General features: G+C 61.4%; 23 protein-coding genes. 14 read left to right on the top strand and 9 right to left on the bottom strand.

Annotated elements, in window-relative coordinates; all coding sequences use genetic code 11:
• Nucleotides 1-59 precede the first annotated feature (59 nt).
• Nucleotides 60-3,737 carry a cobaltochelatase subunit CobN gene (gene cobN, locus V1471_RS13345; protein ID WP_434289423.1) on the top strand — a complete coding sequence of 1,226 codons (3,678 nt, stop codon included), beginning with the start codon at nt 60-62 and terminating at the stop codon, nt 3,735-3,737.
• A complete protein-coding gene (locus V1471_RS13350) occupies nt 3,734-4,195 on the top strand; it encodes a GNAT family N-acetyltransferase (protein WP_434289425.1) in 462 nt (153 codons plus the stop codon). Before cobN ends, V1471_RS13350 begins: the two co-directional genes overlap by 4 nt.
• Before the next feature lie 3 nt (nt 4,196-4,198).
• On the opposite strand, the gene V1471_RS13355 is transcribed toward V1471_RS13350, so the two are convergent.
• Nucleotides 4,199-4,567 (bottom strand): hypothetical protein, encoded by a 369-nt coding sequence (locus V1471_RS13355; protein WP_434289426.1) that lies wholly within the window; start codon nt 4,565-4,567, stop codon nt 4,199-4,201.
• Nucleotides 4,568-4,669: 102 nt separating this feature from the next.
• Complete coding sequence (locus V1471_RS13360) at nt 4,670-5,518, bottom strand: MOSC domain-containing protein (RefSeq protein WP_434289428.1); 849 nt, start codon at nt 5,516-5,518, stop codon at nt 4,670-4,672.
• A gap of 220 nt (nt 5,519-5,738) precedes the next feature.
• Between V1471_RS13360 and V1471_RS13365 the strand changes: the two genes are divergently transcribed.
• The 4 genes from V1471_RS13365 to cobO all read left to right on the top strand — a co-directional run bounded on the left by V1471_RS13365 (nt 5,739) and on the right by cobO (nt 8,799).
• The gene (locus V1471_RS13365; RefSeq protein WP_434289429.1) at nt 5,739-6,941 is read left to right on the top strand and encodes a TsoY family (seleno)protein; all 1,203 of its coding nucleotides are present in this window, start codon (nt 5,739-5,741) and stop codon (nt 6,939-6,941) included.
• Between the two features lie 156 nt (nt 6,942-7,097).
• On the top strand, nt 7,098-7,463 hold the full coding sequence (locus V1471_RS13370) for a CidA/LrgA family protein (RefSeq protein ID WP_434289430.1): 366 nt from the start codon (nt 7,098-7,100) through the stop codon (nt 7,461-7,463).
• A complete protein-coding gene (locus tag V1471_RS13375) occupies nt 7,456-8,172 on the top strand; it encodes an LrgB family protein (protein WP_434289432.1) in 717 nt (238 codons plus the stop codon). Before V1471_RS13370 ends, V1471_RS13375 begins: the two co-directional genes overlap by 8 nt.
• Before the next feature lie 12 nt (nt 8,173-8,184).
• On the top strand, nt 8,185-8,799 hold the full coding sequence (cobO, locus tag V1471_RS13380; RefSeq protein WP_434289433.1) for a cob(I)yrinic acid a,c-diamide adenosyltransferase: 615 nt from the start codon (nt 8,185-8,187) through the stop codon (nt 8,797-8,799).
• Here the strand turns inward: cobO and V1471_RS13385 are convergent.
• Nucleotides 8,796-9,725 (bottom strand): DUF4062 domain-containing protein, encoded by a 930-nt coding sequence (locus V1471_RS13385; protein WP_434289435.1) that lies wholly within the window; start codon nt 9,723-9,725, stop codon nt 8,796-8,798. The genes cobO and V1471_RS13385 overlap by 4 nt on opposite strands.
• A 102-nt stretch (nt 9,726-9,827) precedes the next feature.
• Here V1471_RS13385 and V1471_RS13390 point away from each other — a divergent pair, with 102 nt between their 5' ends.
• A complete protein-coding gene (locus tag V1471_RS13390) occupies nt 9,828-10,367 on the top strand; it encodes an NADPH-dependent FMN reductase (protein ID WP_434289436.1) in 540 nt (179 codons plus the stop codon).
• Here the strand turns inward: V1471_RS13390 and V1471_RS13395 are convergent.
• Together V1471_RS13395 and V1471_RS13400 are read right to left on the bottom strand one after the other, a co-directional pair.
• A complete protein-coding gene (locus V1471_RS13395) occupies nt 10,353-10,745 on the bottom strand; it encodes a VOC family protein (RefSeq protein ID WP_434289438.1) in 393 nt (130 codons plus the stop codon). The two genes, V1471_RS13390 and V1471_RS13395, sit on opposite strands and share 15 nt — an antisense overlap.
• Nucleotides 10,742-11,782 carry an NAD(P)/FAD-dependent oxidoreductase gene (locus V1471_RS13400; RefSeq protein ID WP_434289440.1) on the bottom strand — a complete coding sequence of 347 codons (1,041 nt, stop codon included), beginning with the start codon at nt 11,780-11,782 and terminating at the stop codon, nt 10,742-10,744. The genes V1471_RS13395 and V1471_RS13400 overlap by 4 nt, the downstream gene beginning before the upstream one ends.
• A 76-nt stretch (nt 11,783-11,858) precedes the next feature.
• Here V1471_RS13400 and mnmD point away from each other — a divergent pair, with 76 nt between their 5' ends.
• Nucleotides 11,859-12,524, top strand: coding sequence for a tRNA (5-methylaminomethyl-2-thiouridine)(34)-methyltransferase MnmD (gene mnmD / locus V1471_RS13405; RefSeq protein ID WP_434289442.1), 666 nt, complete (start codon nt 11,859-11,861; stop codon nt 12,522-12,524).
• Nucleotides 12,521-13,390 carry a DMT family transporter gene (locus V1471_RS13410; protein WP_434289443.1) on the top strand — a complete coding sequence of 290 codons (870 nt, stop codon included), beginning with the start codon at nt 12,521-12,523 and terminating at the stop codon, nt 13,388-13,390. Before mnmD ends, V1471_RS13410 begins: the two co-directional genes overlap by 4 nt.
• Here the strand turns inward: V1471_RS13410 and V1471_RS13415 are convergent.
• Nucleotides 13,387-15,306, bottom strand: coding sequence for a lytic transglycosylase domain-containing protein (locus tag V1471_RS13415; protein ID WP_434289445.1), 1,920 nt, complete (start codon nt 15,304-15,306; stop codon nt 13,387-13,389). The genes V1471_RS13410 and V1471_RS13415 overlap by 4 nt on opposite strands.
• A gap of 208 nt (nt 15,307-15,514) precedes the next feature.
• On the opposite strand from V1471_RS13415, the gene dapA reads away from it, so the two are divergent.
• The 5 genes from dapA to V1471_RS13440 all read left to right on the top strand — a co-directional run bounded on the left by dapA (nt 15,515) and on the right by V1471_RS13440 (nt 19,692).
• Nucleotides 15,515-16,387: a 4-hydroxy-tetrahydrodipicolinate synthase gene (dapA, locus tag V1471_RS13420; RefSeq protein ID WP_434289447.1), complete on the top strand. Its 873-nt coding sequence runs from the start codon at nt 15,515-15,517 to the stop codon at nt 16,385-16,387.
• A gap of 121 nt (nt 16,388-16,508) precedes the next feature.
• Nucleotides 16,509-16,991, top strand: a complete 483-nt coding sequence (gene smpB, locus V1471_RS13425; RefSeq protein ID WP_434289449.1) for an SsrA-binding protein SmpB — start codon at nt 16,509-16,511, stop codon at nt 16,989-16,991.
• A 125-nt stretch (nt 16,992-17,116) separates the two neighbouring features.
• Nucleotides 17,117-17,971, top strand: coding sequence for a 3-mercaptopyruvate sulfurtransferase (gene sseA / locus V1471_RS13430; RefSeq protein ID WP_434289451.1), 855 nt, complete (start codon nt 17,117-17,119; stop codon nt 17,969-17,971).
• Nucleotides 17,971-19,155, top strand: coding sequence for an aromatic amino acid transaminase (locus V1471_RS13435; RefSeq protein WP_434289453.1), 1,185 nt, complete (start codon nt 17,971-17,973; stop codon nt 19,153-19,155). The genes sseA and V1471_RS13435 overlap by 1 nt, the downstream gene beginning before the upstream one ends.
• Before the next feature lie 156 nt (nt 19,156-19,311).
• Nucleotides 19,312-19,692 (top strand): rhodanese-like domain-containing protein, encoded by a 381-nt coding sequence (locus tag V1471_RS13440; RefSeq protein WP_434289455.1) that lies wholly within the window; start codon nt 19,312-19,314, stop codon nt 19,690-19,692.
• Nucleotides 19,693-19,745: 53 nt separating this feature from the next.
• Here the strand turns inward: V1471_RS13440 and V1471_RS13445 are convergent, their stop codons facing one another.
• The 3 genes from V1471_RS13445 to V1471_RS13455 all read right to left on the bottom strand — a co-directional run bounded on the left by V1471_RS13445 (nt 19,746) and on the right by V1471_RS13455 (nt 22,364).
• Nucleotides 19,746-20,498, bottom strand: coding sequence for a hypothetical protein (locus V1471_RS13445; protein WP_434289457.1), 753 nt, complete (start codon nt 20,496-20,498; stop codon nt 19,746-19,748).
• Nucleotides 20,499-20,641: 143 nt separating this feature from the next.
• Nucleotides 20,642-21,991, bottom strand: coding sequence for an ammonium transporter (locus V1471_RS13450; RefSeq protein WP_434289459.1), 1,350 nt, complete (start codon nt 21,989-21,991; stop codon nt 20,642-20,644).
• A 34-nt stretch (nt 21,992-22,025) separates the two neighbouring features.
• Nucleotides 22,026-22,364, bottom strand: a complete 339-nt coding sequence (locus tag V1471_RS13455; RefSeq protein ID WP_434289460.1) for a P-II family nitrogen regulator — start codon at nt 22,362-22,364, stop codon at nt 22,026-22,028.
• Between the last annotated feature and the right edge of the window lie 165 nt (nt 22,365-22,529).

The raw sequence follows: 22,529 nt of genomic DNA on the forward strand, positions 1-22,529 counted from the left end.
GACCTCTTTGGAGTTTTCCGAGCAATGCCCCGAAACGCGGGGCGTGACAAGGAGAAGCGATGCATCTGCTCGCCGCCACCCCCGGTTCGATCGACGACGGCAGCGAGGCCGTGGACCTTGGACAAAGCCCCGCCGATCTGGTGGTGATCTCGGCGGCGGACACGGAACTGGCGCTTTTGTCGGAGGCCCGTGCCGCGATGACGGAGGCGCCAACGCTGCGGCTTGCCTCGCTCCTGCATCTGCGTCACCCGATGTCGGTCGATCTGCATCTCGACACATGCGCCACCAAATCCCGGATGGTGATCGCGCGCGTGCTGGGAGGCGCGGGCTATTGGAAATACGGCCTCGAACAATATGCCGCACGGTTGCATGAGGCGGGCGTGGCCTTCGTCGCGCTTCCGGGCGATGACAAACCCGATGCAGAGCTGGCCGCGCTTTCGACCGTTTCGACAGAGGATTATCACCGGCTTTGGTCCTATCTGACCGAGGGCGGAGCGGAGAATGCGGTCGCGTTCCTGTCCTATGCCCGCGCCATGCTCGACGGTGGCGAGAAACCCGCCCCGGCCAAGCCGCTGTTGCGGGCGGGTCTCTATTGGCCGGGCAAGGGTGTTGCCGATCTCGGTCAGCTTGAGAAGCTGTGGACCGAGGGCGCGCCCGTCGTACCGCTGGTGTTCTACCGCGCACTGGTGCAGGGCGCGGGGCTTGGCCCGATCAATGGTCTGATCGAAGCGCTGATGGCACGAGGCCTCAACCCTCTGCCCGTCTTTGTCGCCTCCCTGAAAGACCCGGTCTCCGCCGCCACATTGGAGAGCCTGTTTCGGGAGGCCCCGCCGGAGGTCATTCTCAATTGCACCGCCTTTGCCGTCGGCACGCTAGAAAGCGGCGGCACGGACACGCCCCTGAGCAACCCCGCGACCAATCGCGCGCCGGTGTTTCAGGTCGTGCTGGCCGGATCGTCGCATGAGGCATGGGAAACCGGGACCAGCGGGCTGTCGGCGCGGGACATCGCGATGAACGTGGCTTTGCCGGAGGTGGACGGGCGGGTGATGACCCGCGCGGTGTCGTTCAAGGGCGAGGCCTATCGCGACGACGCCACCGAATGCACCATCGCCACCTATCGCGCGGAGGAGAGCCGGATTGGCTTTGTTGCAGAGCTTGCCGCCAACTGGGCGCGCCTGCGCCGCATGCCGCGCGCCGAACGCAAAGTCGCGCTGGTTTTGGCGAACTATCCGAACAAGGACGGGCGGCTGGCGAATGGTGTCGGCCTCGACACTCCCGCCGCGACGGTGAACACACTGCATCGGCTGGCGGCGGAGGGCTATGTCGTCGACGCCCCGCCCCCCGACAGCGACGATCTGATGCAACAGATTATGCGCGGCCCGACCAACTGGCTGACGGATCGCGCGGCACGGCAGGGCGGCGTGCGGATGGCGCTTGCCGACTATCGCGCACGCTATGAGACCCTGCCCGAGCCGGTGCGGCAACAGATCGAGGAGAGATGGGGCCAGCCGGAAGACGATCCTTTCGCGACCGAGGAGGGTTTTGCCCTCTCGATCCTGACCTTCGGTAATGTCGTGGTGGGCGTGCAACCCGCGCGGGGCTATAACATCGACCCGACCGAGACCTACCATTCCCCGGACCTCGTGCCGCCGCACAATTACCTCGCCTTCTACCTCTACCTGCGCCAAAGCTTCGGCGCGCAGGCTGTGATTCACATGGGCAAGCATGGCAATATGGAATGGCTGCCGGGCAAGGCTGTGGCGCTCTCGGACGCCTGCCTGCCCGAGGCGGTGTTCGGCCCGACGCCGCATCTTTACCCGTTCATCGTCAACGATCCCGGCGAAGGGACACAGGCCAAACGCCGGGCGCAGGCCGTGATCATCGACCACCTGACGCCACCTCTCACCCGCGCGGAAACCTACGGCCCGCTGCGCGATCTGGAGGCTTTGGTGGACGAATATTTCGAAGCCGCAGGCGTCGATCCGCGCCGCATCTCAACCCTGCGCCGGGAGATTTTGAGCCTGAGTTCCGTGACCGGTCTGGACCGCGACGTCGGCATGACGGGCACGGATGAGGACGGCGATCTGGCCAAGCTCGACGCCTATCTGTGCGAACTCAAGGAGGCACAGATCCGCGACGGGCTGCACATCTTTGGCACCGCCCCGGAAGGACGTCTGGCGCGCGATCTGGCGCTTGCACTGATGCGGGTGCCGCGCGGCGACGGCAAGGGGCGCAATGCATCTCTCATTCGGGCGATTGCGCTGGATTTGGGTCTGAATTTCGATCCGCTCGACTGCGATCTGGCGCAAGCCTTCGGGGATGAACGGCCTGAATGCCTGATCGAAACCAGCGCCGACATCTGGCGGACGCATGGCGATACGGTCGAGCGGATCGAGCTTTATTCCGCACAGCTTCTGGACGAGGGATTGGACGCCCCCGGCCCCGCGTCACAGGCCGTGCTCGAGAACTTGCGGGCGGACGTTCTGCCCATGGTCGCCGCCTGTGGCCCCGCCGAGATGGAGGCGCTTCTGACCGGGCTTGCGGGCCGGTTTGTCCCGTCCGGCCCCTCCGGTGCGCCGACGCGCGGGCGGCTCGATGTTTTGCCGACGGGGAAGAATTTCTATTCCGTCGACGCCCGTGCCGTCCCGACGCAGACCGCGTGGCAATTGGGATGGAAATCCGCCAACCTGCTGATTGAGCGGCATTTGCAGGAGCATGGCGACTGGCCGCGCAGCCTGCTGATCACCGCGTGGGGCACGGCGAACATGCGGACCGGCGGCGATGATATTGCGCAGGCTCTGGCGCTGATGGGGGTCAAGCCGACATGGGATACGATGTCGCGCCGTGTCACCGGATTTGAAATCTTGCCCGCCTCTGTTTTGGGGCGCCCTCGTGTGGATGTGACCCTTCGGGTATCGGGTTTTTTCCGCGATGCCTTCCCGCAATTGATCGCCCTTGTCGACAGTGCGGCGCGGGCCGTTCAGGCCCTTGATGAGCCCGAGGCGGACAACCCGGCGGCAGCACGGGCGCGGCGTGGAGAGGGCAAATCCCGTGTGTTCGGCTCGAAACCGGGGGCTTACGGTGCCGGGCTTCAGGCGATGATCGACGAGCGGATCTGGACGGACAAGGCCGATCTGGCGGCGGCGTATCTCGAATGGGGCGGCTATGCTTACGGTGCGGCCCAGGAAGGTGTGAAGGATCGCGCTGGGTTCGAAGCGCGGCTTTCAGAGGTCGAGGCCATCGTGCAGAATCAGGACAACCGCGAACACGACCTGTTGGACAGTGACGATTATTACCAGTTCGAAGGCGGGGCGGCGGCGGCGGTGGCGACGCTTCAGGGCCGTGATCGCCCGATCTACCACAACGACCATTCGCGACCGGAACGGCCTGTGATCCGCACGCTCGACGAGGAGATCGGTCGGGTGGTCCGGTCCCGCGTGGTCAATCCGAAATGGATCGAGGGCGTCAAACGGCATGGTTACAAAGGCGCGTTCGAGATTGCCGCGACGGTGGACTATATGTTCGCCTTCGCCGCCACGACCCATGCGGTGAAGGACCATCATTTCGATCTGGTGCATGCGGCGTTTATCGAGGACGATGACACGCGCGACTTCATCGCCGAGCACAATGCGCCCGCGCTCTGCGAGATTGCGGAGCGGTTGATCGAGGCGATGGAGCGCGGGCTGTGGCGGCCCCGATCGAATTCGGCGCGGGGGCTTTTGGAGAGGCTTCGATGACACCCGAACGGATAGCGCCGGAAGATGCGCGTGTGGCCGAAGCGCTGGAGTTGATCAGAGGCGCTTTTGCCGGGATGGAGGGGCGGATCGATCCGCCGTCTTCGATGCATCGGATGACACTTGAGAGCCTGACGGACGACGCCCGAACGAAGGAGCTTTGGGGTATCGGAACACCACTCATTGCCTGCGTGATCCTGACGGAAAAGCCCGGACGGCTCTACATCGGCAAGCTCGCCGTGGCGGAGGCGATGCAGGGCAAAGGATTGGCGCGAGCCTTGATCGGCGTGGCGGAGGAGCGCGCGCGCGAATTGGGGCTGAATCTTTTGGAATTGGAGACGCGGGTGGAGTTGACGGAGAACCATGCGGTGTTCACCCGGCTCGGATTTGTCGAGACCGGGCGCAAGGCGCATGCGGGCTATGACCGACCGACGTCGATCACCTTTCAGAAGCCGGTGTAAAGCTCATCCCCAAGGGCGCGTGTTGCAGGTGCCGGGCACCCAATCCTTGGCGCCGGGGCCTTCGGAACAATCGAGCTGGCCTTTCGACATCGCCTGATCGCCGATGAACGTGCCCTTCTTGATCTTGCACCCCGTGGCCTGCATGGCTGCGGTTTCCATCTGTGTCAGGATCAGCCTGCGCGAAGGCGGAGGAAAGACCATGTTGACGCGATGCACCTCGACGCAGTTCCGGGTTTCTTCGGTGTAGACGCGATAGCTGTTGCCGCCGATCTCCACCGGATAAAACCCCGCGCGGGAATAGCCGAGCGCGGGACTGTCGGCGACGCAGCCGGACAGGAGGAGAGGGACAAGAAGGGCAAAGATCGGTTTCATGTCGCGAGTGTCGTCGGACATGGTTAACAAAGGGTTAACCCCGGTTCGGGGACCTTGAAAACCGGACGCTCACGCAACCCGCAGCTTATGCCATGGGGTCAGCTAAAACGACTGCTCACCGCCGCGCTTCGGATCGAGCATGTTGGACGGACCTTGCTCCAGCACCTCGACCTCATCGCCCAGAACGATGTTACCCTCTTCCTCGACCACCAGATTCTGACCGAAGATGATCTTGCCGGTGACGGCGCGGTGAATGCGCCCGAGAGTCGCGAGCGGTTCGCGCGGATGGGTCTGTTCTCCGGTCTGCGGGTCCTGAGTGACCATGACACAGCGCTCACAGGGCTTGACCACGCGAAAGATCGTGGAGCCGATGCGGATCACCCGCCATGTGTCCTCGGACCAGGGCTCGATATCCCCGGCAATCACGATATTGGGGCGAAACCGCTGCATCTCGACCGGGGCGGCCAGTTCGGCATTCAACTCGGCCAGAGACGCTTGAGTCGTCAAAAGCAGCGGATAACCATCTGAGAAAGCGGTGAAATACCCCTCCCCCGCATAGGCGCGGGACACCGGGCGACGGGCCGTATCGGGGAACCAGACGAGGCGCACCTCGCGTTCGAGCGCGGAGGACAGGAAATGCGAGGCATAATTGCCCGCATCCTCGACGCCTTCGATCACGCTGGAAAAGACTTTGGCCGAGGTCGGGGCACCAGAGGGATAGGGCACATCGAGACGCGCGCCTTCAAAGGAAATCGAGAGGCCATAGGGCGTACAGACCGCGCTCAGATGCGCCATGCGCGGCAATTCCCGGCGCGTCGCCACGGTCCCGTTCGGATAGACAACTGCCCAGCGCCGATCGCCCTCGATGCCGATCGGTTGAACCTTGACGGCTGCGTGATCCGATCCGGTCAGACTTTTGACCGGATAGGTGGTGATGCGCGCCAGTTTCATTGTCCCCCCGAACAACATGTTACGATGCGCCAAACACCTAGCGCTTTGTTGCACCAAGAACCAGTTGGCTCAAAAGACAGGCCAAATTTCCGCAAGATCGGCATTGCATTCGGCGTTTTGTCGCCGGCGCCTTGGTGGCGCGGCGTTTTGACATGTGTCATAGATATATCTTTTCCCCAAAATACATTCGACAAAAGGAATATATCTCAGGAGACCTTCCATGAAACCGACACGTGCAGCGGACCATTACGTCCCGACGTACTTCCTCGCCTCGCTCGGCGCCGGTGGCCTCTCTGTCACCTTCTTCATGTATCTCATGTTCTGGGTGCCCCATCCGGGCCGCCCCGTGCCGGTGTTCGAAGACATCCTCGCGGCCTTTTCCATCGGTGCCCTGCCGATGAAAATCGCCATTCTGGTGGCCTGGCTCGGCATTGCCGTCTTCGTCTTTCTCAACCTCAAACACCTGATCTGGAATCTCGGCCAATATGCGGCGCTCAAGAAGACCGAGCGGTTTCAGGCGCTGCGCAGCTCGAACGCCGAATCGACCCTGCTCGCGATGCCTCTGGCGCTTGCCATGTCGGTGAATGCGCTGTTCGTGGCGGGCATGGTCTATGTGCCGGGGCTCTGGACCGTGGTGGAATATCTTTTCCCCTTCGCAATGATCGCCTTTGGGGTCATCGGCTGGATCGCGCTGTCGATCATCGGCGATTTCTTGGGGCGGGTGCTTGCCAAGGGGGGCGTGTTCGATGTGACCTCGCACAACTCTTTCGCTCAGATGCTTCCGGCCTTCGCACTGTCGATGGTGGGCGTGGGCTTTGCCGCCCCTGCCGCCATGTCCACCGTGCCGTGGATCGTTGCCATCGCGCTTGTACTGTCGACCTTCTTTGCCGTTGCCGCCCTGATCTATGCGCTGGTCGCACTGACCACGGCGTTCAACTCGATGCTGCACTACGGCACCCATGAGGAATCCGGGCCGACGCTTTTGATCGTGATCCCGATCGTGACGATCCTGTCGATCCTCTTCATGCGTCAGGCGCACGGGCTTCATACCTTTGCCGGTCATTCCGACCCGGCCAGCACGATGATGTTCCTTGCGCGCATGCTGTCGCTGCAAGTCGTCTTCCTCGGGCTCGGCCTCGTCGTTTTGAAACGTCAGGGCTATTTCAAGGATTTCGTCTTTGGCTCGAAAACCTCGCCCGGCTCCTATGCTTTGGTCTGTCCGGGGGTGGCGCTTTCGGTGCTGATCCAGTTTTTCGTCAACGCCGGTCTGGTGCAGGCCGGGGTGATCGAAAAATTCAGCGTGATCTATTGGGTGATCACCGCCATCGCCTTTGGCTTCCAGTTCGCCATGATCGCGCTGGTGTTCCGCCTGAATGCCCAGCATTTCAGCCGCACGCAGGCGACGGCGGTTCCGGCAAAATAAAGCCTCTCGATCTGACGGGAAGGGCGCATCCGTGAGGGGTGCGCCTTTTTCATGTCCGCTATGTGCCTCTCCTTGCACAGGCTTGTGTGCTTGCAGCCCTCGCGCAAGCGCGTAAAACTGCCGCCGCGTCATCCGGCGCAGCAATGAGGCACGCATATGATCCTGCATTTCGGCATTCTCCTCGGATTTCAGCTGATTGGCGAAATCCTGGCCCGCTCCTTTTCCCTGCCCCTGCCCGGCCCTGTCATTGGTATGATCCTTCTGGCGATCCTGCTTTTGACGCGGCCCCGTGTCGGCCCCGCCATCGAGAAAACCGCGAGCGGGCTGCTGTCGCATCTCTCGCTTCTGTTCGTGCCTGCGGGCGTCGGCATCGTGCAATATCTCGATCAGATGTCGACCATCGGCCTGCCTCTGGCCGCTGCTCTCGTGGGATCGACGGTGCTGTCCATCGCGGCGGGGGCACTGACGTTCAAATTCGTCAATCAGGCGCGCGGATATAAGGACGAGCGGCAAAATGACTGAGATTCTCGACATCTGGAGCTATCTCTCCACCAGCCCGCTTTTGTGGCTGACGCTCACGCTTCTGGCCTATCTGATCGGTCTCGGCGCGTTTAACCTGTCCGGCAACCGGCCGTTCGTGAACCCGGTGCTGATCTCGATGATCCTGCTGTCGACGCTTTTGGTGATCACCAAGACCAGCTACACGACCTATTTCGAAGGCGCGCAATTCGTTCACTTCCTGCTCGGCCCGGCCACCGTGGCACTCGCCGTGCCGCTTTGGAAGAACTGGGAACGGATCAAGAAAAGCGCCGTACCGATGCTTGCCGCTCTCGTCGCGGGTGGGCTGGTCGCGATGGTATCGGCCACTTTGATTGGCTATGCCTGCGGCCTGCGCGGCGAAGTGTTGCTGTCGCTCGTGCCAAAGGCCGTGACGTCGCCGGTCGCCATCGGCGTGTCCGAGACCATCGGCGGGTTGTCGACCCTGACCGTAGCGCTCGTTCTGATCACCGGTGTGATCGGCGCTGTCGTCACGACACCCCTTCTCAACCTCATCGGAGTGCGCGACTATCGGGCACGCGGCTTTGCCACAGGTGTGGCCGCGCACGGCATCGGCACGGCGCGCGCGTTTCAGGTCGATGGCACGGCGGGCGCTTTCGCCGGGATCGGCATGGTGCTCAACGCGATTTTCACCTCGTTGATCGCACCGATCTTCGTACAACTGTTTTTCTGACCGGGAGGACGCATGTCAGACCAAAACGACCTTGACCGCCACGCCGCCAAGATGGCCAAGAAAAAGGCCGCCCGCGACAAGATCATGGCAACCAAGACCGATCAGAAAGGTCTGATCATCGTCCATACCGGCAAGGGCAAGGGCAAAAGCTCCGCCGCCTTCGGGATGATTTTCCGCTGTATCGCGCATCGGATGCCCTCTGCCGTGGTGCAATTCATCAAGGGCGGCATGGACTGTGGCGAACGCGATCTGATCACCGAACATTTCTCCGACATCTGCCAGTTTTATACGATGGGCGAGGGCTTTACCTGGGAGACACAGGACAAGGCCCGCGACATCGAAATGGCGAAGGCGGCATGGGAAAAGGCCAAAGAGCTGATCCGCAATCCGGAGAACCGCATGGTGTTGCTCGACGAGATCAACATCGCGCTGCGCTATGATTATCTCGACGTCGCGGAGGTTGTGGCGTTTCTCACCACGGAGAAACCGCCCCTGACCCATGTCGTCCTGACCGGGCGGAACGCGAAAGAAGAAATTATCGAAATCGCCGATCTGGTAACCGAGATGGAATTGGTGAAACACCCGTTCCGATCAGGGGTGAAGGCGCAACAGGGGGTCGAGTTTTAGTGTAGCAACACACCCGCCAGTCGAGCCTTTGCGAGTATTTGTCGGCCAGTGACCGTTAGACTCATCTTAGAACTTGCACTCATAGTAAGAACTTTGTCCAAAAGTAGTGCGTCTATAAGCAGCTCTGCATCTTCATAACTTCGCCGACATCCTGAAACATCGGTCAAGGAGCGAGTTAGATTAGGCCTTATTCGCTCACGGGCATAATAGGGATCGTCTAATTCCCTTTCAACTCGGCTCAACAAATCAAACAGATACACATAATCTAATCCGCCATCCAGATTTTCTATCGTTGCTTCTGTAAATGGAAGTTGAAAAGCTAAACCCTCTGCCAACGAAGCTGTTGGAATAGCTTTCTGTGTCCTCTCCAACTCTTCTCTAAGTTTATATATCTCCAACTCCGCGTCTTCACTCGCCCGGCCATCCGCGCGCACCCAACCCACAGCCGGATAACGCTTCATCGCATCCAGCAATCCGCTGACGACCAACAAACCAAGTTCCTTTTCATCTTCCCAGAAATTCACAAGTTTCGCTTGCGTAAGCCTATCCCTGAAAGCTTTGAGCTTTTTCTTCCCGGCATCCGAGGCTTCAATATGTGCGCCCTTCAAGGTTTCAAAGGGAGCTTTATGGAGCAAGCGCACGATCGGCTTTTTGGTTTTCTCTGCATAATCGTATTCCATTTCCGTGTAACTGAGGCCCGTTACCGGATGGATGGAACCATATTTGCCTGCAGAGATCAGAATATAGTAATCGCTCTGGTCAATTATCGTTTTAATATATTCAAACTGCTCTTCGTCCGCCGCGGGAAAAAGCTCCATACCAGCAGGAAAGCAATCCGTTTTGAGAAGTGCTTGGGAAACATGTTGGCGGGCATTTTGCAGATCGGAAAATGTCGAGCTAATAAAAACCTGATATCTTTTCTGCATCATCCGCTCCAAAGAATTTGAACTCATGCTCCTAGGCTGATGTTTTAGGGGCAATCGCTCAAGCAAAACTTTCTGATGGCGTGACCAAAATAAGGAATTCTGATGCTCAAACTTCTTGGCATATCGGGTGCGCTGCGGGCCGCCTCGACCAATACGAAACTGATGCACGAGGCGGTGCGGCTCTTTGGGCCCTGCGAGTTCACCGCGGCCAACCTGCGGCTGCCGCTCTATGACGCCGATCTTGAGGCGGAAGGCATGCCGCCCGAAGTCATGACGCTCGCCGCGCAAATCCGCGATGCCGATGCGGTGATAATATCGACGCCCGAGTACAACAAGATGATCCCCGGCCTCCTCAAGAACGCCCTCGACTGGATCAGCCGCACCGGTCTGAGCCCGTGGGACGGCAAGCCTCTGGCCATCATGTCCGCCGCCGCCGGGCGCGCGGGCGGGGAGCGGTCGCAATATAGTCTGCGTTGGGCGATGACCCCGTTCAACGCGCAGATTCTGCAAGCCCCGGAAGTGCTGGTGGCCGACAGTTCGCATGCCTTCGACGCTCAGGGGCGGTTGATCAATGAGCGCACCGAAGCGGGGCTTGAAAAGCTGATGACCAAGCTCAGGGACGCTGCCTCAAAGCCGGTTTGAGACCTCGATCAGATTGCCGTCCGGGTCGCGCAGATAGATCGACAAAAGCGGTCCGGTCGCGCCGGTGCGGCTGACCGGCCCTTCGACAACGCCGATGCCTTTGTCCGACAGATGCCGCATCCAGTCGGCCACCGGCATGTCTGTCAGGAAACACAGATCGCCCGAGCCCGCCTGCACATGGGCGGCTTTCGGTTCGAATTCCTGCCCGGCCTGATGCAAGTTGATCTTTTGCGCCCCAAAGCGCAGCGCATGGCGCGTTGTGCCGTCGGACGGGTGGAATTTTTCCGGCTCCATGCCCAGCGCCTCGGTGTAAAACGCCACGGTCGCCGGGATGTCGGCCACGGTCAGCACGAGGTGATCGAGAGAGGTCACTTTCATAGACTCGCCTCCACGCGGAACTCTTCCGGGACAGCGTCGCGCCCCTCCAGCACGAGGTCAATCAAAACCTGTGCGGCGAGCGGCGCCATGCCATAGCCGATCTTGAACCCGCCATTGGCAATGAAATGCCCGGCCCGGTCGGGCCAGGCGCCCAGCATCGGCGCGCGGGATTTGGCGCGCGGGCGCACCCCGGCCCAGCGGCGAATTTCCGGCGCATCCCGGAGCGCAGGAACGGCGTCGCGGGCACGCGCCAGAAGCGCGTCGGCTTGGTCATCGGTGGTGTCGGGACTGTCGAAGTCGCGCTCCGATGTGGACCCGATCGCCGTGGTGCCGTCCGCGTGCGGGATGACATGCAGGCTTTCGCCGTAAAGCTGCGGCGCTTCGGGAAGGGAGAGATCCAAAAGGATAGCCTGACCCTTGACGCCATTACCGACCTCTTTGCCGAACGCCTCATTGAGCGCGCGGAGCCCCCACCAGCCGGAGGCATGGATCACCGCGCCCTCTTCCGGGCCTTCGGTCACCACCTCGCCCCCCAATGCCGTGATCGCGGCGGCCAGTGCGGCACAGGCCCGCCACGGGTTGAGCCGCGCCGACAGCGTGTCGTGAATGAGATACCCGGTCGGGCTGATCGGCGCCCAATAGCCGGTCTCGCCCTGCGTCACGACACGCCATTCGGCCTTGCCCTGCCACAGCTCTTTTGCCTGATCTTCGCGCTCGCGGGCGAGCTGCAATTGGCGCTCGTCCTTGATGGCCTGCACCCGGCCCAGATTGCCGTAACCCGAAGACACGCCCCCCATCGCCTCGACCTCCGGCCAGTGGGTGCGCGCCATGATCAGGCTTTGGAACTGAAACTCTTTCTTGGCATTCCAGCGCTCCGGCGTATGCGGGGCGAGCGCCCCGACGATGCCGCCGGACGAGCCATGGCCGACCCCGTAAGGGTCGATCACACGCACCTTCGCACCGCGTTTCGCGGCCTCGTAACCGCAGGACAGACCGAAGGCGCCCGCGCCATAAATCGTGATTTCCGCTCTGCCCATCTGCGTTTTTACCCGTTGCAAGTGACCACGACCCAAAGCATGGTCTGCCAAAACCGATCCCCTCATAAGCCATCCCATGACCAACGACCAGACAGCCAGCATCGCATGGCGTGACGGGAAAATCCCTGTCTCCACACAGTTCGACGATCCCTATTTCTCGCTCGGCAACGGGCTTGAGGAAACGCGACATGTTTTCCTTGCCGGAAATGCCCTGCCCGCACGGCTTTGCGACGGGTTTCAGGTGGCCGAGCTGGGGTTCGGCACCGGGCTCAACATGTTGGCACTGGCGCTGATCTGGCAGGGGCCGGGCGTGGTGCGATTTACCTCGTTCGAGGCGTTTCCGATGACCGCCGCCGACATTGCCACGGCGCTTGAGGCTTTTCCCGAGGCCGCCGCGATTGCGAAACCGTTTTTAACGGCATGGGAGACAGGTGAGCGCCGGTTCCGGTTGGGACAAATCGAGGTCGAGGTGAAAATCGGCGATGCGCGCGAGACCCTCGCCGATTGGGACGGTCAGGCAGATGCGTGGTTCCTCGACGGGTTTTCCCCCGCGAAGAACCCGGAGCTTTGGGGTGAAGAGCTGATGCGTGAGGTCGGACGTCACACGGCAAAGGGCGGCACGTTCGCGACCTATACGGCAGCCGGCCATGTCCGCCAGAAACTCACCGACGCGGGGTTCGCCGTCGAACGCACGCCTGGTTTTGGCCGCAAACGTCACATGAGCCAGGGGGCAAAACCATGACGAAACAGAACCCGGCGCTCGGCATCTGGCTGATGATCGCCGCGACTTTCATCTTTGCGATGCAGGACGGCATCTCCCGCCATCTCGCAGGGACGTATAACGTCTTTATGATCGTGATGATCCGCTATTGGGTCTTCGCGGGGTTTGTCCTGTTGCTCGCGGCCCGCAAGGGTCGGCTCGCCTCGGTGCTGCGCTCGGCACGTCCGCGCCTGCAATTCTTTCGCGGTGCGCTTCTGGCCTTTGAAGTGCTGATCATGATCACCGCCTTCGTGCGCATGGGGCTGGTGGATGCGCCCGCGATCTTTGCCGCCTACCCGCTTTTGATCACCGCGCTGTCCGGACCGGTGCTGGGTGAACATATCGGCTGGCGGCGGTGGGCCTCGGTCGCGGTCGGGTTCATCGGCGTGATGATCATCATCCAGCCGGGCAGCGGCGTGTTTTCCCTCAACGCGATTTTCCCCATCGCCGCCGCCTTTTGTTTCGCGCTTTACGGATTGCTCAACCGCTATGTCGCGCGATTCGACAGCGCAGATGTGACCTTTGTCTATACCGGGATCGCGGGCGCGGTGGTCACCACGCTGATCGGCGTCTGGTACTGGGAAGCGATGCTTCCGACGGACTGGCTCTGGATGGGACTTTTGTGTGTGACCTCGATCTCGTCGCATTACCTGCTGATCAAGGCCTATGAGCTATCGGAAGCCTCCGCGATCCAGCCCTTTGCCTATCTGCAACTGCCGTTTTCCGCCGTGCTCGGGCTGTTCGTCTTTGGCGACGTGATCCGAAGCAATGTGGTGATCGGCGCGGCGATCGTGGTCGCCGCAGGCGTGTTCACCTTCCTGCGCGCCCGCAAGGTGCGGGGCGCTTAACGCGCCGCAAGCTCTTTCGACAGGTGGATCGGCCCGGTTTCTCCGTGCAGACGCGCGCGGTAGACCGGAAGGCTCTCGGCCACCCGCATCACGTAATTGCGGGTCTCGCGGAACGGCAGGTGTTCGATCCAGTCGACCGGATCGACCTTGCCCGTGCGCGGATCGCCGTAGCGGGTGATCCAGTCGCGGGCGCGCGAGGGGCCGGCGTTATATCCCACCGCGATGAGCATGACGTTGTTGCCAAACTCCTCTTCGAGCTGCGCCAGATAAGCGGAGCCGAGCCGGGCATTGACGATCGGATCGAAGAGCTGACCGTCTGTGTACCCCGCGATCCCCAGCTTTTCCGCCATCGCGGCCCCGGTGCGCGGCATGAGCTGCATCAGACCGCGCGCACCGACATGGCTCTGCGCCATGGGGTAGAATTCGCTTTCGCGTCGCGCGATGGCCATGGCAAGCTCCGGCTCGACCGGAAGATCGGCCTTCGCGAGCGCATGAAGCGGGTAATAGGCGCGATTGAGCACAATGCCCTGATCGGCGGCGAATTTCGCCACCAGAACCGCAAGGTAGGGATCGTGGTCGAGTGCCAGATCGCCCAATTGCCCCAACTCCTGCGGCGAGAGGCTTTCGCCCAGATGACGCATGAAACGCGCGGATTGCGGCAAATCCCCGGCCTCTTCAAGCAACAATGCGGCCTTGAGCACAGAGGATCCCATGAAGGACGCCTGTTTGTAATCGGCAAAGCGCATCTCGCCGGTCAGGGCCGGATCGAGGGAGCGGCCGATTTTCTCCGCCGCGAGCAAACCGTAGAACGAGGTCTGGAACTGCGCGCCAAAAGCATAGGCGGCGGCGGCATCGTCCTTCGCCCCCATGGCTTCGAGCGCCCGACCCTCCCAATAGCCCGCGCGGCCCAGAGAAATCGGCGTGCTCACCGCCATGCGGAAGCGGTTGAAATGATCGAGCGCCTTGCCCGGCTCCTTGAGATAGCGCAGCGCGACATAGCCCGCGAGCCATTCGAGATCGGCATAGTCGCTCTGGTCCGGGGTCAGCCCATGGCGGGCGGCGACCGTATAGGCGATCTGTGACTTGCCATCGCGCATCATCTGGCGCGCAAGCATGCGGCGGCGGTCGCTCCAGACCTCGGGCTTGCCCAAGCCCTCGGGCGCCGACTGTTGCAGCAAGAGCGTCACCGCATCCTCGTTGCGCCCGCGACGCACCCGCCATTCGAACCGCGCGTGCGCCAGAACCGGGTGATCGGCGAGGCTCGTCGGCACGGCGGAAATCGCCTCGTCCACGCCCGCCTCGTCGCGCACCAGAACGGCGGTGGCGGCGATGAGTTTGTCCCAGCCCGCGGGCAGGTTCGGCACAAGCCGCTCCGCGTCCCGGAACCGATCCCGCCAGAGCAACATCTCGGCGCGCGCCACATGGGACGATTTCAGGATCGCCCCATAGCGTGCCAGAAGGACCTGTTCCTCCTCGGCTTTCAAGGCCAGCGTGTTCCAGACCAGTGCCGCTTCGGCCTGGGCATCCGCGGACTGGCCAAGCGCCTCATAGGCCGCGATCAGACGCAGCGCGCCCGCGCCGGTTTGCGGCGGATAGGCCGTGAGATAGTCGATCACGCTGCGCGGGTCGGCATCGATCGGGATCACCGCCTCGCCCTTTTCCGCCAGAAGCGGCAGACCCGGCCAATCCGCATGGCTTTTCAGAAAATCGCGATACTCGGCGAATGTGCCACGCCCCATACGCAGGTATTGCCAGTCGATGATGTCGCGCCCGATCCCGCGGGCTTCCTCACGCGCCAGTCGCCAATCGCCCTCCGCCCATGCCGCATTGGCCCGCGTCAGCGCATCCGATTCGGGAGAGGCGGTGGCGGACATTGCAGAAAATGCTGCGAATACAAATGCATAAGCCGTCTTCATGGCGGTCTTCTTGATCATGATCGGATCTGGGCCTTCGGGGTATCTTGTGGGGACTGCTCGGTTTTTCCCAAGGATGTACGCGCGCGCGCAGGACAGCAACACAGATTCTTGTGAACCGGCGCGAAGGCGGCTAGTTTCCGCCGGAACTTTCACGGGCGACTCAGGGCGCGAATGACCTGAGACCCTCACTGCGAAAAAGGAGCGTACGATGTTCAAAGGATCCATTCCTGCACTGGTGACGCCGTTCAAGAACGGCCAGCTGGATGTCGCGACGCTCAAACGCTTGGTCGAATGGCATATCGCCGAAGGCTCATCGGGCATCGTGCCCGTTGGCACCACCGGCGAGTCGCCGACGCTCAGCCATGCCGAGCACCAGCAGGTGATCGAGATCGTGGTCGAGACCGCCGCGGGCCGCGTGCCGGTCATTGCGGGCGCCGGATCGAACAACACGGCCGAGGGGCTGAACCTGATCCGGCATGCCGCGAAAGTCGGCGCCGACGCCGCCCTCGTGGTGACGCCCTATTACAACAAACCGACGCAAAAAGGCCTGATCGCGCATTTCACCGCAATGCACGACGCCGCCGACCTGCCGATCGTGATCTACAACATTCCGGGCCGTTCGGTGATCGACATGACCACCGCGACCATGGCCGAGCTTGCGAAACTGCCGCGCATCGTCGGCGTCAAGGATGCCACCGGCGATCTGTCCCGCGTGCCGAAAACCCGCATCGCCTGCGGGCCGGAGTTCTGTCAGCTTTCCGGCGAGGATGCCACGGCGCTTGGGTTCAACGCCCATGGCGGTGTCGGCTGTATCTCCGTGACCGCCAACGTCGCGCCGAAGCTTTGTGCCGAGATGCAGGCCGCCACGCAGGCGGGCGATTACGCGAAAGCGCTCGAGATCACCGACAAGCTGATGCCGCTGCATATCGCGATCTTCCTTGAGCCGGGGGTCTGCGGGGCGAAATATGCCATGTCGCTTTTGGGGCTCTGCTCCGACGAGGTGCGCCTGCCGCTCACGTCGCTGTCGGACGAGACCAAAGCCGCGATCAAGGCGGCGATGGAACACGCCGGGCTTCTGTAACCCGGCCATCGCATCAGCCTGTCAGATCACTCGGGAAAGGGGCATGACGCCCCTTTTTCTATGCCCAATGCCCTGCCCCCTGTGGACACGGGCCGGGGGAAGACTTATCTGACGTTCCACTATGGCCAAGAAAAAACAGACCCCGGAAGAAAAGAACTACAAGGTGATCGCCGAGAACCGGCGCGCGCGCTACGACTATGCCATCGAGGATGACATAGAATGCGGCATCATACTCACCGGCTCCGAGGTCAAATCTCTGCGCACCGGGCAATCCAATATCGCCGAAAGCTATGCCTCGGTCGACAATGGCGAGCTCTGGCTGACCAACGCCTATATCGCCCCCTATGAGCAGGCGATGTTCCCGCATGAAGAGCGCCGCAAGCGCAAGCTTTTGGTGTCGCGGCGCGAGTTGGCCCGGCTTTGGCAGGCCACCGGGCGTCAGGGCATGACGCTTGTGCCGCTGGTGATGTATTTCAACCATCGCGGCAAGGTGAAGATCAAACTCGGCATCGCCAAGGGCAAAAAGAACGTCGACAAGCGCGAAACCGAGGCGAAACGCGACTGGGGCCGTCAAAAGCAACGGCTCTTGCGCCACGGCGACTGAGCGCTTTTCACCTCCGCACGACATTTTGTGTCCCGGCAAGCCACCTGTGCCCCTCGCATCGCTTGCACCCGCAAGCCGGTAACGTTAAGGCAGGAACGACTGTCTTCAGGACCGAAAGAGGTCACATGCCCGAGAGCGATCCGAAAACACTGGTGTCCACCGCCTGGCTTGCCGACAACCTCAAGGCGCCAGAGCTCAGGCTGATCGATGCCAGCTGGTACATGCCCGCCGACAAGCGCGATTGTCGCGCCGAATACGAGCGCGAACACATTCCCGGTGCGCGGTTTGTCGATATTGACGAGGTGGCCGATCTGCGCTCCGATCTGCCGCATATGTTGCCGCCGGTGGAAAAATTCATGTCCCGCATGCGCGCGCTTGGCATCGGCGACGGGCATCAGGTTGTGGTCTATGACACCTCCGGGATTTTCTCAGCGCCGCGCGTCTGGTGGATGTTCAAATATTTCGGACAGGACAATGTCGCCGTTCTGGATGGCGGCCTGCCGAAATGGAAATCCGAAGGCCGCCCTGTGACCGACATCCCGCCAGTGATCCGCGACCGGCACATGGTGGTCGAAACCCGGCCCGAGCTGGTCCGCGATGTGACGCAGGTGGCCGCCTCTTCCAAACTCGGCGATTACGTCATTATCGACGCGCGCTCTGCCGGTCGGTTCAAAGGCGAAGAGCCGGAACCGCGCCCCGGGCTTGCCTCCGGCCATATCCCGAATTCTCGCAACGTGCCGTTTCCCGAGGTCTTGAACCCGGACGGCACATTGAAACCCATTGAAGCGCTGCGCCGTATTTTCGAAAACGCGGGCGTCGATCTGAGCAAACCGGCGATCACCACCTGCGGGTCGGGGGCGAGCGCCGCGATTTTGGGCCTCGCGCTCACCCGTCTTGGCGTACCTTTTTCGCTTTACGACGGATCCTGGGCGGAATGGGGCATGTATGGCGACCTGAAAGTCGCAACTGGAGAGGCGTAATGCTGAGCACTCTGAAACCGCAACCGGCGGATAAAATCCTTCAACTGATGCAGTTCTACCGCGAAGATCCGCGCGAGACCAAGATCGACCTTGGCGTCGGCGTCTACAAGGACGCGACCGGCCATACGCCGATCATGCGCGCAATCAAGGCGGCTGAGAAAAAGCTTTGGGACGAGGAAACCACCAAGAGCTACACCGCGCTCTCCGGCGATCCGGCCTTTGGCGCGGCGATGAAGACCATGGTTCTGGGCGACTCGGTCGACCATGCCCGCGTGGGTGCGATTGCGACCCCGGGCGGCACCGGCGCTGTGCGTCAGGCGCTTGAACTTGCCAAGCTCGTCGATCCGGAGACCACCGTCTGGACCTCCAATCCGACCTGGCCGAACCACGTCTCGATCATCAAGTTCATGCATCTGAACCACGCCGAATACGCCTATTTCGACGAGGCTTCCTGCACCGTCGATTTCGATGCGATGATGGAGAGCCTCAAGGCGTTGAAAGCGGGCGATGTGGTGTTGCTGCATGGCTGCTGTCACAACCCGACGGGCGCGAACCTGACGCTGGAGCAATACGGTCTCGTGGCCGATCTGATCGCCGAGAAAGGCGCGACCGCGCTTGTCGACATCGCCTATCAGGGCTTTGGCGACGGGATTGAAGAGGACGCAGCGGCGACCCGTCTTCTGGCCTCCAAACTGCCGGAACTTCTGGTGGCGTCCTCGTGCTCGAAAAACTTCGGCATCTACCGCGAGCGCACCGGCTGCCTGATGGCGATCTCCGAGAAGGCCGAGCAGACCGCCGTGACCCAAGGCACGCTCAACTTCCTCAACCGCCAGAACTATTCCTTCCCGCCGGATCACGGCGCGCGTCTGGTGACGATGATCCTGAATGACGAGGCGCTCAAGGCCGACTGGATGGCGGAACTTGAAGAGGTGCGTCTCGGCATGCTGGGCCTGCGCCAACAGCTCGCCGATGAGCTGAAACGCCTGACCAACAGCGACCGGTTCGATTTCATCGCCCGTCACCGCGGCATGTTCTCGCGCATCGGCGCCTCCCCTGAGGAAGTGCTCACGATGCGCGAAGAATTCGGCATTTACATGGTCGGCGATTCGCGGATGAACATCGCCGGTCTCAATGCCGAGACCGTGCCGCTTCTGGCCGAGGCGATTGCCAAGACCTGCAAGTGAACATATGCAAAATTTCGAGATTGAAAGCGCGCTTCGGCGCGCTTTTTTCGTGGTTTCCATGCTAGATTTAAAATGTCGCATCGCGTCACGATAAGATGACTCTTACATGCAGAAACACGCATATATCCGCATCGGACGAATACAAAAGGAAACGCCATGAAAACTGAAACCGTAGACGGACTGAATTTCGAAACCTGGACCGTTGACGAGGTCGCCGAAGCCTTTGAGGCGAATGAAATTGCCCTGATCGACGTGCGCACTCCGCAGGAATACGCATTCGAGCACATCCCGGGCGCGCTGCTTTTGCCGCTGTCCTTCTTTTCTGCCGAAAAACTGCCGTCTCAGGAAGGCAAGCGCATCATCTTCCATTGCGGCTCCGGCGTCCGGTCCGGCAAGGTCGCCATGGCCTGTGCTGCCGCAGGCATCAGCCCGGTCGGCCATATGGAAGGCGGTTTTGGCGCATGGAAAGCGGCGGGCAAAGGCTACACCGGCACCGACATGGCAACCGGTGCGCCGAAAAAGGTTCCGGCCCAGTAAGCGCCTCCTCCTCTGTCATTCAGACGAGCGCTCTTCGGGGCGCTCGTTTTCGTTTATCCGGGGAAGACCTCCGCCATGGCGCGGTCGAACTCGGCCCAGGAAATCGTCGCTTTGTTGCCGGCGTAGCCATGGTAATGCGACCTGCCCGAGGCGGTCGGCAGACCGGCCCAGATTTTCGCCAGATTGTTCATGAAACTGTGCCGCGTGATTTGCCCCGCACGCAGCTCATAGACCCCGGCATCGGCCAGCAGGATGTCCGCCAACCGGTCCTGAACCGCGGGGGTAAAGATCACCTCCGGCCCGAGGTCGAGTTCGGTGACCAGATCGCCCAGCGTCGAGGGGATGAATTGATAATACCCGATGGCATGGGGTTGGCCGGGTGTGGCGTCGATCCATGCGAAAATCTCGCCCAGCGTCATCTGCGTCGGTTTCTTCGCAGGCCTGCGCGTCGCCCCGTGCTGCACCGCATCGTAGCCATCCCGCGGGCTTTCCGCCCGACCGATCAGCGCCCGGATGCGCAGAATATCGGCAGACGCATGGGCCAGCCCCCTGATCCTCGCACGTGCCTCCGGACGCGGTGGCAGCGGCTCGAAGAAACTGCCCTCGGCCCGTCCGGCAAACAGGCTCGGACCGAAACTTTCTGCACCGCTCAAGGGCGTGGACAGCGGTTGTGGCAGATTGACCACCAAAGGCTGGCGTTCGAGATCCCAAGCCTGCCCGCTGGGCCGCAAAAGCGACACAGGTTCGGCCAGAAGCGAGAGCGGCCAGAGCAGGATCATCAACAAAACGCAGGTCTTGCGCAGCATCGGGGCCTCGACGTTTGAGAGGGGCGAAGACAGATCTAGGCCAGCATGGTTGAGAAAAGGTTAGGACGAGGCTGTCGTCCCGAAAGAAACAAAAAACCCGGGCGCTTGTGACGCCCGGGTCGGTTTTCAGACTGAGGAAGGGATCAGCCTTTGTAGAATTCCGGATAGGCTTCCATGCCGAGCTCCGCTTTGTCGAGACCCATGATCTCTTCTTCTTCGGAGACGCGGATGCCCATGACCATTTTCAGGATGAACCAGACGATGGCGGAGACCACGAAGGTGAAGACACCGACCACGACGATACCGTAGAGCTGGGAACCGATGGTGGCGTCCGAATTGGTGAACACAACCGCGATGGTGCCCCAGATGCCGCAGATCAGGTGGACCGGGATGGCGCCCACGACGTCGTCGATTTTCAGCTTGTCGAGGAACGGCACAGCGAAGACCACGAGCACACCGCCGACCATACCGATGAGGGTCGCGACACCCAGCGTCGGGGTGAGCGGTTCAGCGGTGATGGACACGAGACCGGCCAGAGCGCCGTTGAGCACCATGGTGAGATCGACTTTGCCGTAAACCAGCTGGGTCACGATCAGAGCGGCGATCGCACCACCGGCAGCAGCGGTGTTGGTGTTCGCGAAGATACGGGACACATCGGCCACGTCACCCACAGAGCCCATAGCGAGCTGGGAGGCACCGTTGAAGCCGAACCAGCCGAGCCACAGGATGAACGTACCGAGCGTGGCGAGGGTCAGGTTGGAGCCCGGGAAAGCCGTGACTTTGCCGTCTTTGTATTTGCCGATACGCGGGCCGAGGATGAGAGCACCGGCCAGAGCGGCCCAGCCACCCACGGAGTGCACAACGGTGGAACCGGCGAAGTCGAGGAAACCAGCTTCGTCGAGGAAACCGCCGCCCCATTTCCAGGAGGCAGAGATCGGGTAGATCAGGGAGGTCAGGATGACCGTGAAGATCAGGAACGGCCACAGTTTGATGCGTTCGGCAAGGGTACCGGACACGATGGAGGCGGTGGCGCCACAGAACATCAGCTGGAAGAAGAAGTCGGATGCGGTGGAGGCGTAGGAGTAATCGTCCACGGCATCGGCGGTCACACCAACGGCTTCGAGCACGCCCGGGCCGAAGACGCCGGAGAGGATACCGTCAACCGACCAGGTGCCGAGCGGGTACATCAGGTTGTAGCCGATCAGGTAGTAGAAGATCGAGGCAAGGCCGAAGAGCGCCACGTTTTTGGTCAGCTGCATCGCCACGTTCTTGGAGCGCACGAGGCCCGCTTCGAGCATGGCAAAACCAGCGGCCATGAAGAACACGAGGAAGCCGCCGATGAGGAACAGCAGGGTGTTCAGGATGAAGACGGTGTCGGTGGGCACGGCGGCCGGCACGACCTCTTCAACCACCTCGGCAGCGTCCTGCGCGAATGCCATCAGCGGCATCGCAGCGGCGAGCGCCGTCGCCGGAATGAGTTTGGTGAGTTTCATTTGTCTCAAGTCCCTTTCGTTTCGGGTAGCGCGATCAGATCGCGTCGTCGTTGGTCTCGCCGGTACGGACGCGCGTCGCGCCTTCCACGTCGAGGACAAAAATCTTGCCGTCGCCGATCTTGTCGGTCTTGGCGGTGCTGGCGATGGTTTCAACGACCTGATCGGCCATCGCATCGGCGACAACGATCTCGAGCTTCACCTTCGGCACGAAGTTCACGGCATATTCTGCACCGCGGTAGATTTCGGTGTGACCGGATTGCGAGCCAAAACCCTTGATCTCCGTCACCATCATGCCGCGCACACCGATACCGGTGAGTGCTTCGCGGACTTCTTCAAGCTTGAACGGCTTGATTGCAGCAATAATGAGTTTCACGTTTTTCCCCTTCCGTTTGAGCGGGCGGCGTCCGAAAGACAGCCACGGGGTCAGCAAAACGATGTTAAGAGTTGCTTCACAAGGAATCCGCGCAGGAGGGGTGTGTCATTTGTAGGCGCTCCTGCTCAAGAATTATACATTTTGTGCATCAAGGTTAAAAAATAA

The organism is Celeribacter sp. SCSIO 80788, assembly GCF_051054295.1.
Lineage (GTDB): Bacteria > Pseudomonadota > Alphaproteobacteria > Rhodobacterales > Rhodobacteraceae > Celeribacter.

Bases quoted from the DNA above. Each gene is read 5' to 3' on its own strand.
- cobN (WP_434289423.1), top strand. From the start codon at position 60: ATGCATCTGCTCGCCGCCACCCCCGGTTCGATCGACGACGGCAGCGAG.
- V1471_RS13350 (WP_434289425.1), top strand. From the start codon at position 3,734: ATGACACCCGAACGGATAGCGCCGGAAGATGCGCGTGTGGCCGAAGCG.
- V1471_RS13355 (WP_434289426.1), bottom strand. From the start codon at position 4,567: ATGAAACCGATCTTTGCCCTTCTTGTCCCTCTCCTCCTGTCCGGCTGC.
- V1471_RS13360 (WP_434289428.1), bottom strand. From the start codon at position 5,518: ATGAAACTGGCGCGCATCACCACCTATCCGGTCAAAAGTCTGACCGGA.
- V1471_RS13365 (WP_434289429.1), top strand. From the start codon at position 5,739: ATGAAACCGACACGTGCAGCGGACCATTACGTCCCGACGTACTTCCTC.
- V1471_RS13370 (WP_434289430.1), top strand. From the start codon at position 7,098: ATGATCCTGCATTTCGGCATTCTCCTCGGATTTCAGCTGATTGGCGAA.
- V1471_RS13375 (WP_434289432.1), top strand. From the start codon at position 7,456: ATGACTGAGATTCTCGACATCTGGAGCTATCTCTCCACCAGCCCGCTT.
- cobO (WP_434289433.1), top strand. From the start codon at position 8,185: ATGTCAGACCAAAACGACCTTGACCGCCACGCCGCCAAGATGGCCAAG.
- V1471_RS13385 (WP_434289435.1), bottom strand. From the start codon at position 9,725: ATGCAGAAAAGATATCAGGTTTTTATTAGCTCGACATTTTCCGATCTG.
- V1471_RS13390 (WP_434289436.1), top strand. From the start codon at position 9,828: ATGCTCAAACTTCTTGGCATATCGGGTGCGCTGCGGGCCGCCTCGACC.
- V1471_RS13395 (WP_434289438.1), bottom strand. From the start codon at position 10,745: ATGAAAGTGACCTCTCTCGATCACCTCGTGCTGACCGTGGCCGACATC.
- V1471_RS13400 (WP_434289440.1), bottom strand. From the start codon at position 11,782: ATGGGCAGAGCGGAAATCACGATTTATGGCGCGGGCGCCTTCGGTCTG.
- mnmD (WP_434289442.1), top strand. From the start codon at position 11,859: ATGACCAACGACCAGACAGCCAGCATCGCATGGCGTGACGGGAAAATC.
- V1471_RS13410 (WP_434289443.1), top strand. From the start codon at position 12,521: ATGACGAAACAGAACCCGGCGCTCGGCATCTGGCTGATGATCGCCGCG.
- V1471_RS13415 (WP_434289445.1), bottom strand. From the start codon at position 15,306: ATGAAGACGGCTTATGCATTTGTATTCGCAGCATTTTCTGCAATGTCC.
- dapA (WP_434289447.1), top strand. From the start codon at position 15,515: ATGTTCAAAGGATCCATTCCTGCACTGGTGACGCCGTTCAAGAACGGC.
- smpB (WP_434289449.1), top strand. From the start codon at position 16,509: ATGGCCAAGAAAAAACAGACCCCGGAAGAAAAGAACTACAAGGTGATC.
- sseA (WP_434289451.1), top strand. From the start codon at position 17,117: ATGCCCGAGAGCGATCCGAAAACACTGGTGTCCACCGCCTGGCTTGCC.
- V1471_RS13435 (WP_434289453.1), top strand. From the start codon at position 17,971: ATGCTGAGCACTCTGAAACCGCAACCGGCGGATAAAATCCTTCAACTG.
- V1471_RS13440 (WP_434289455.1), top strand. From the start codon at position 19,312: ATGAAAACTGAAACCGTAGACGGACTGAATTTCGAAACCTGGACCGTT.
- V1471_RS13445 (WP_434289457.1), bottom strand. From the start codon at position 20,498: ATGCTGCGCAAGACCTGCGTTTTGTTGATGATCCTGCTCTGGCCGCTC.
- V1471_RS13450 (WP_434289459.1), bottom strand. From the start codon at position 21,991: ATGAAACTCACCAAACTCATTCCGGCGACGGCGCTCGCCGCTGCGATG.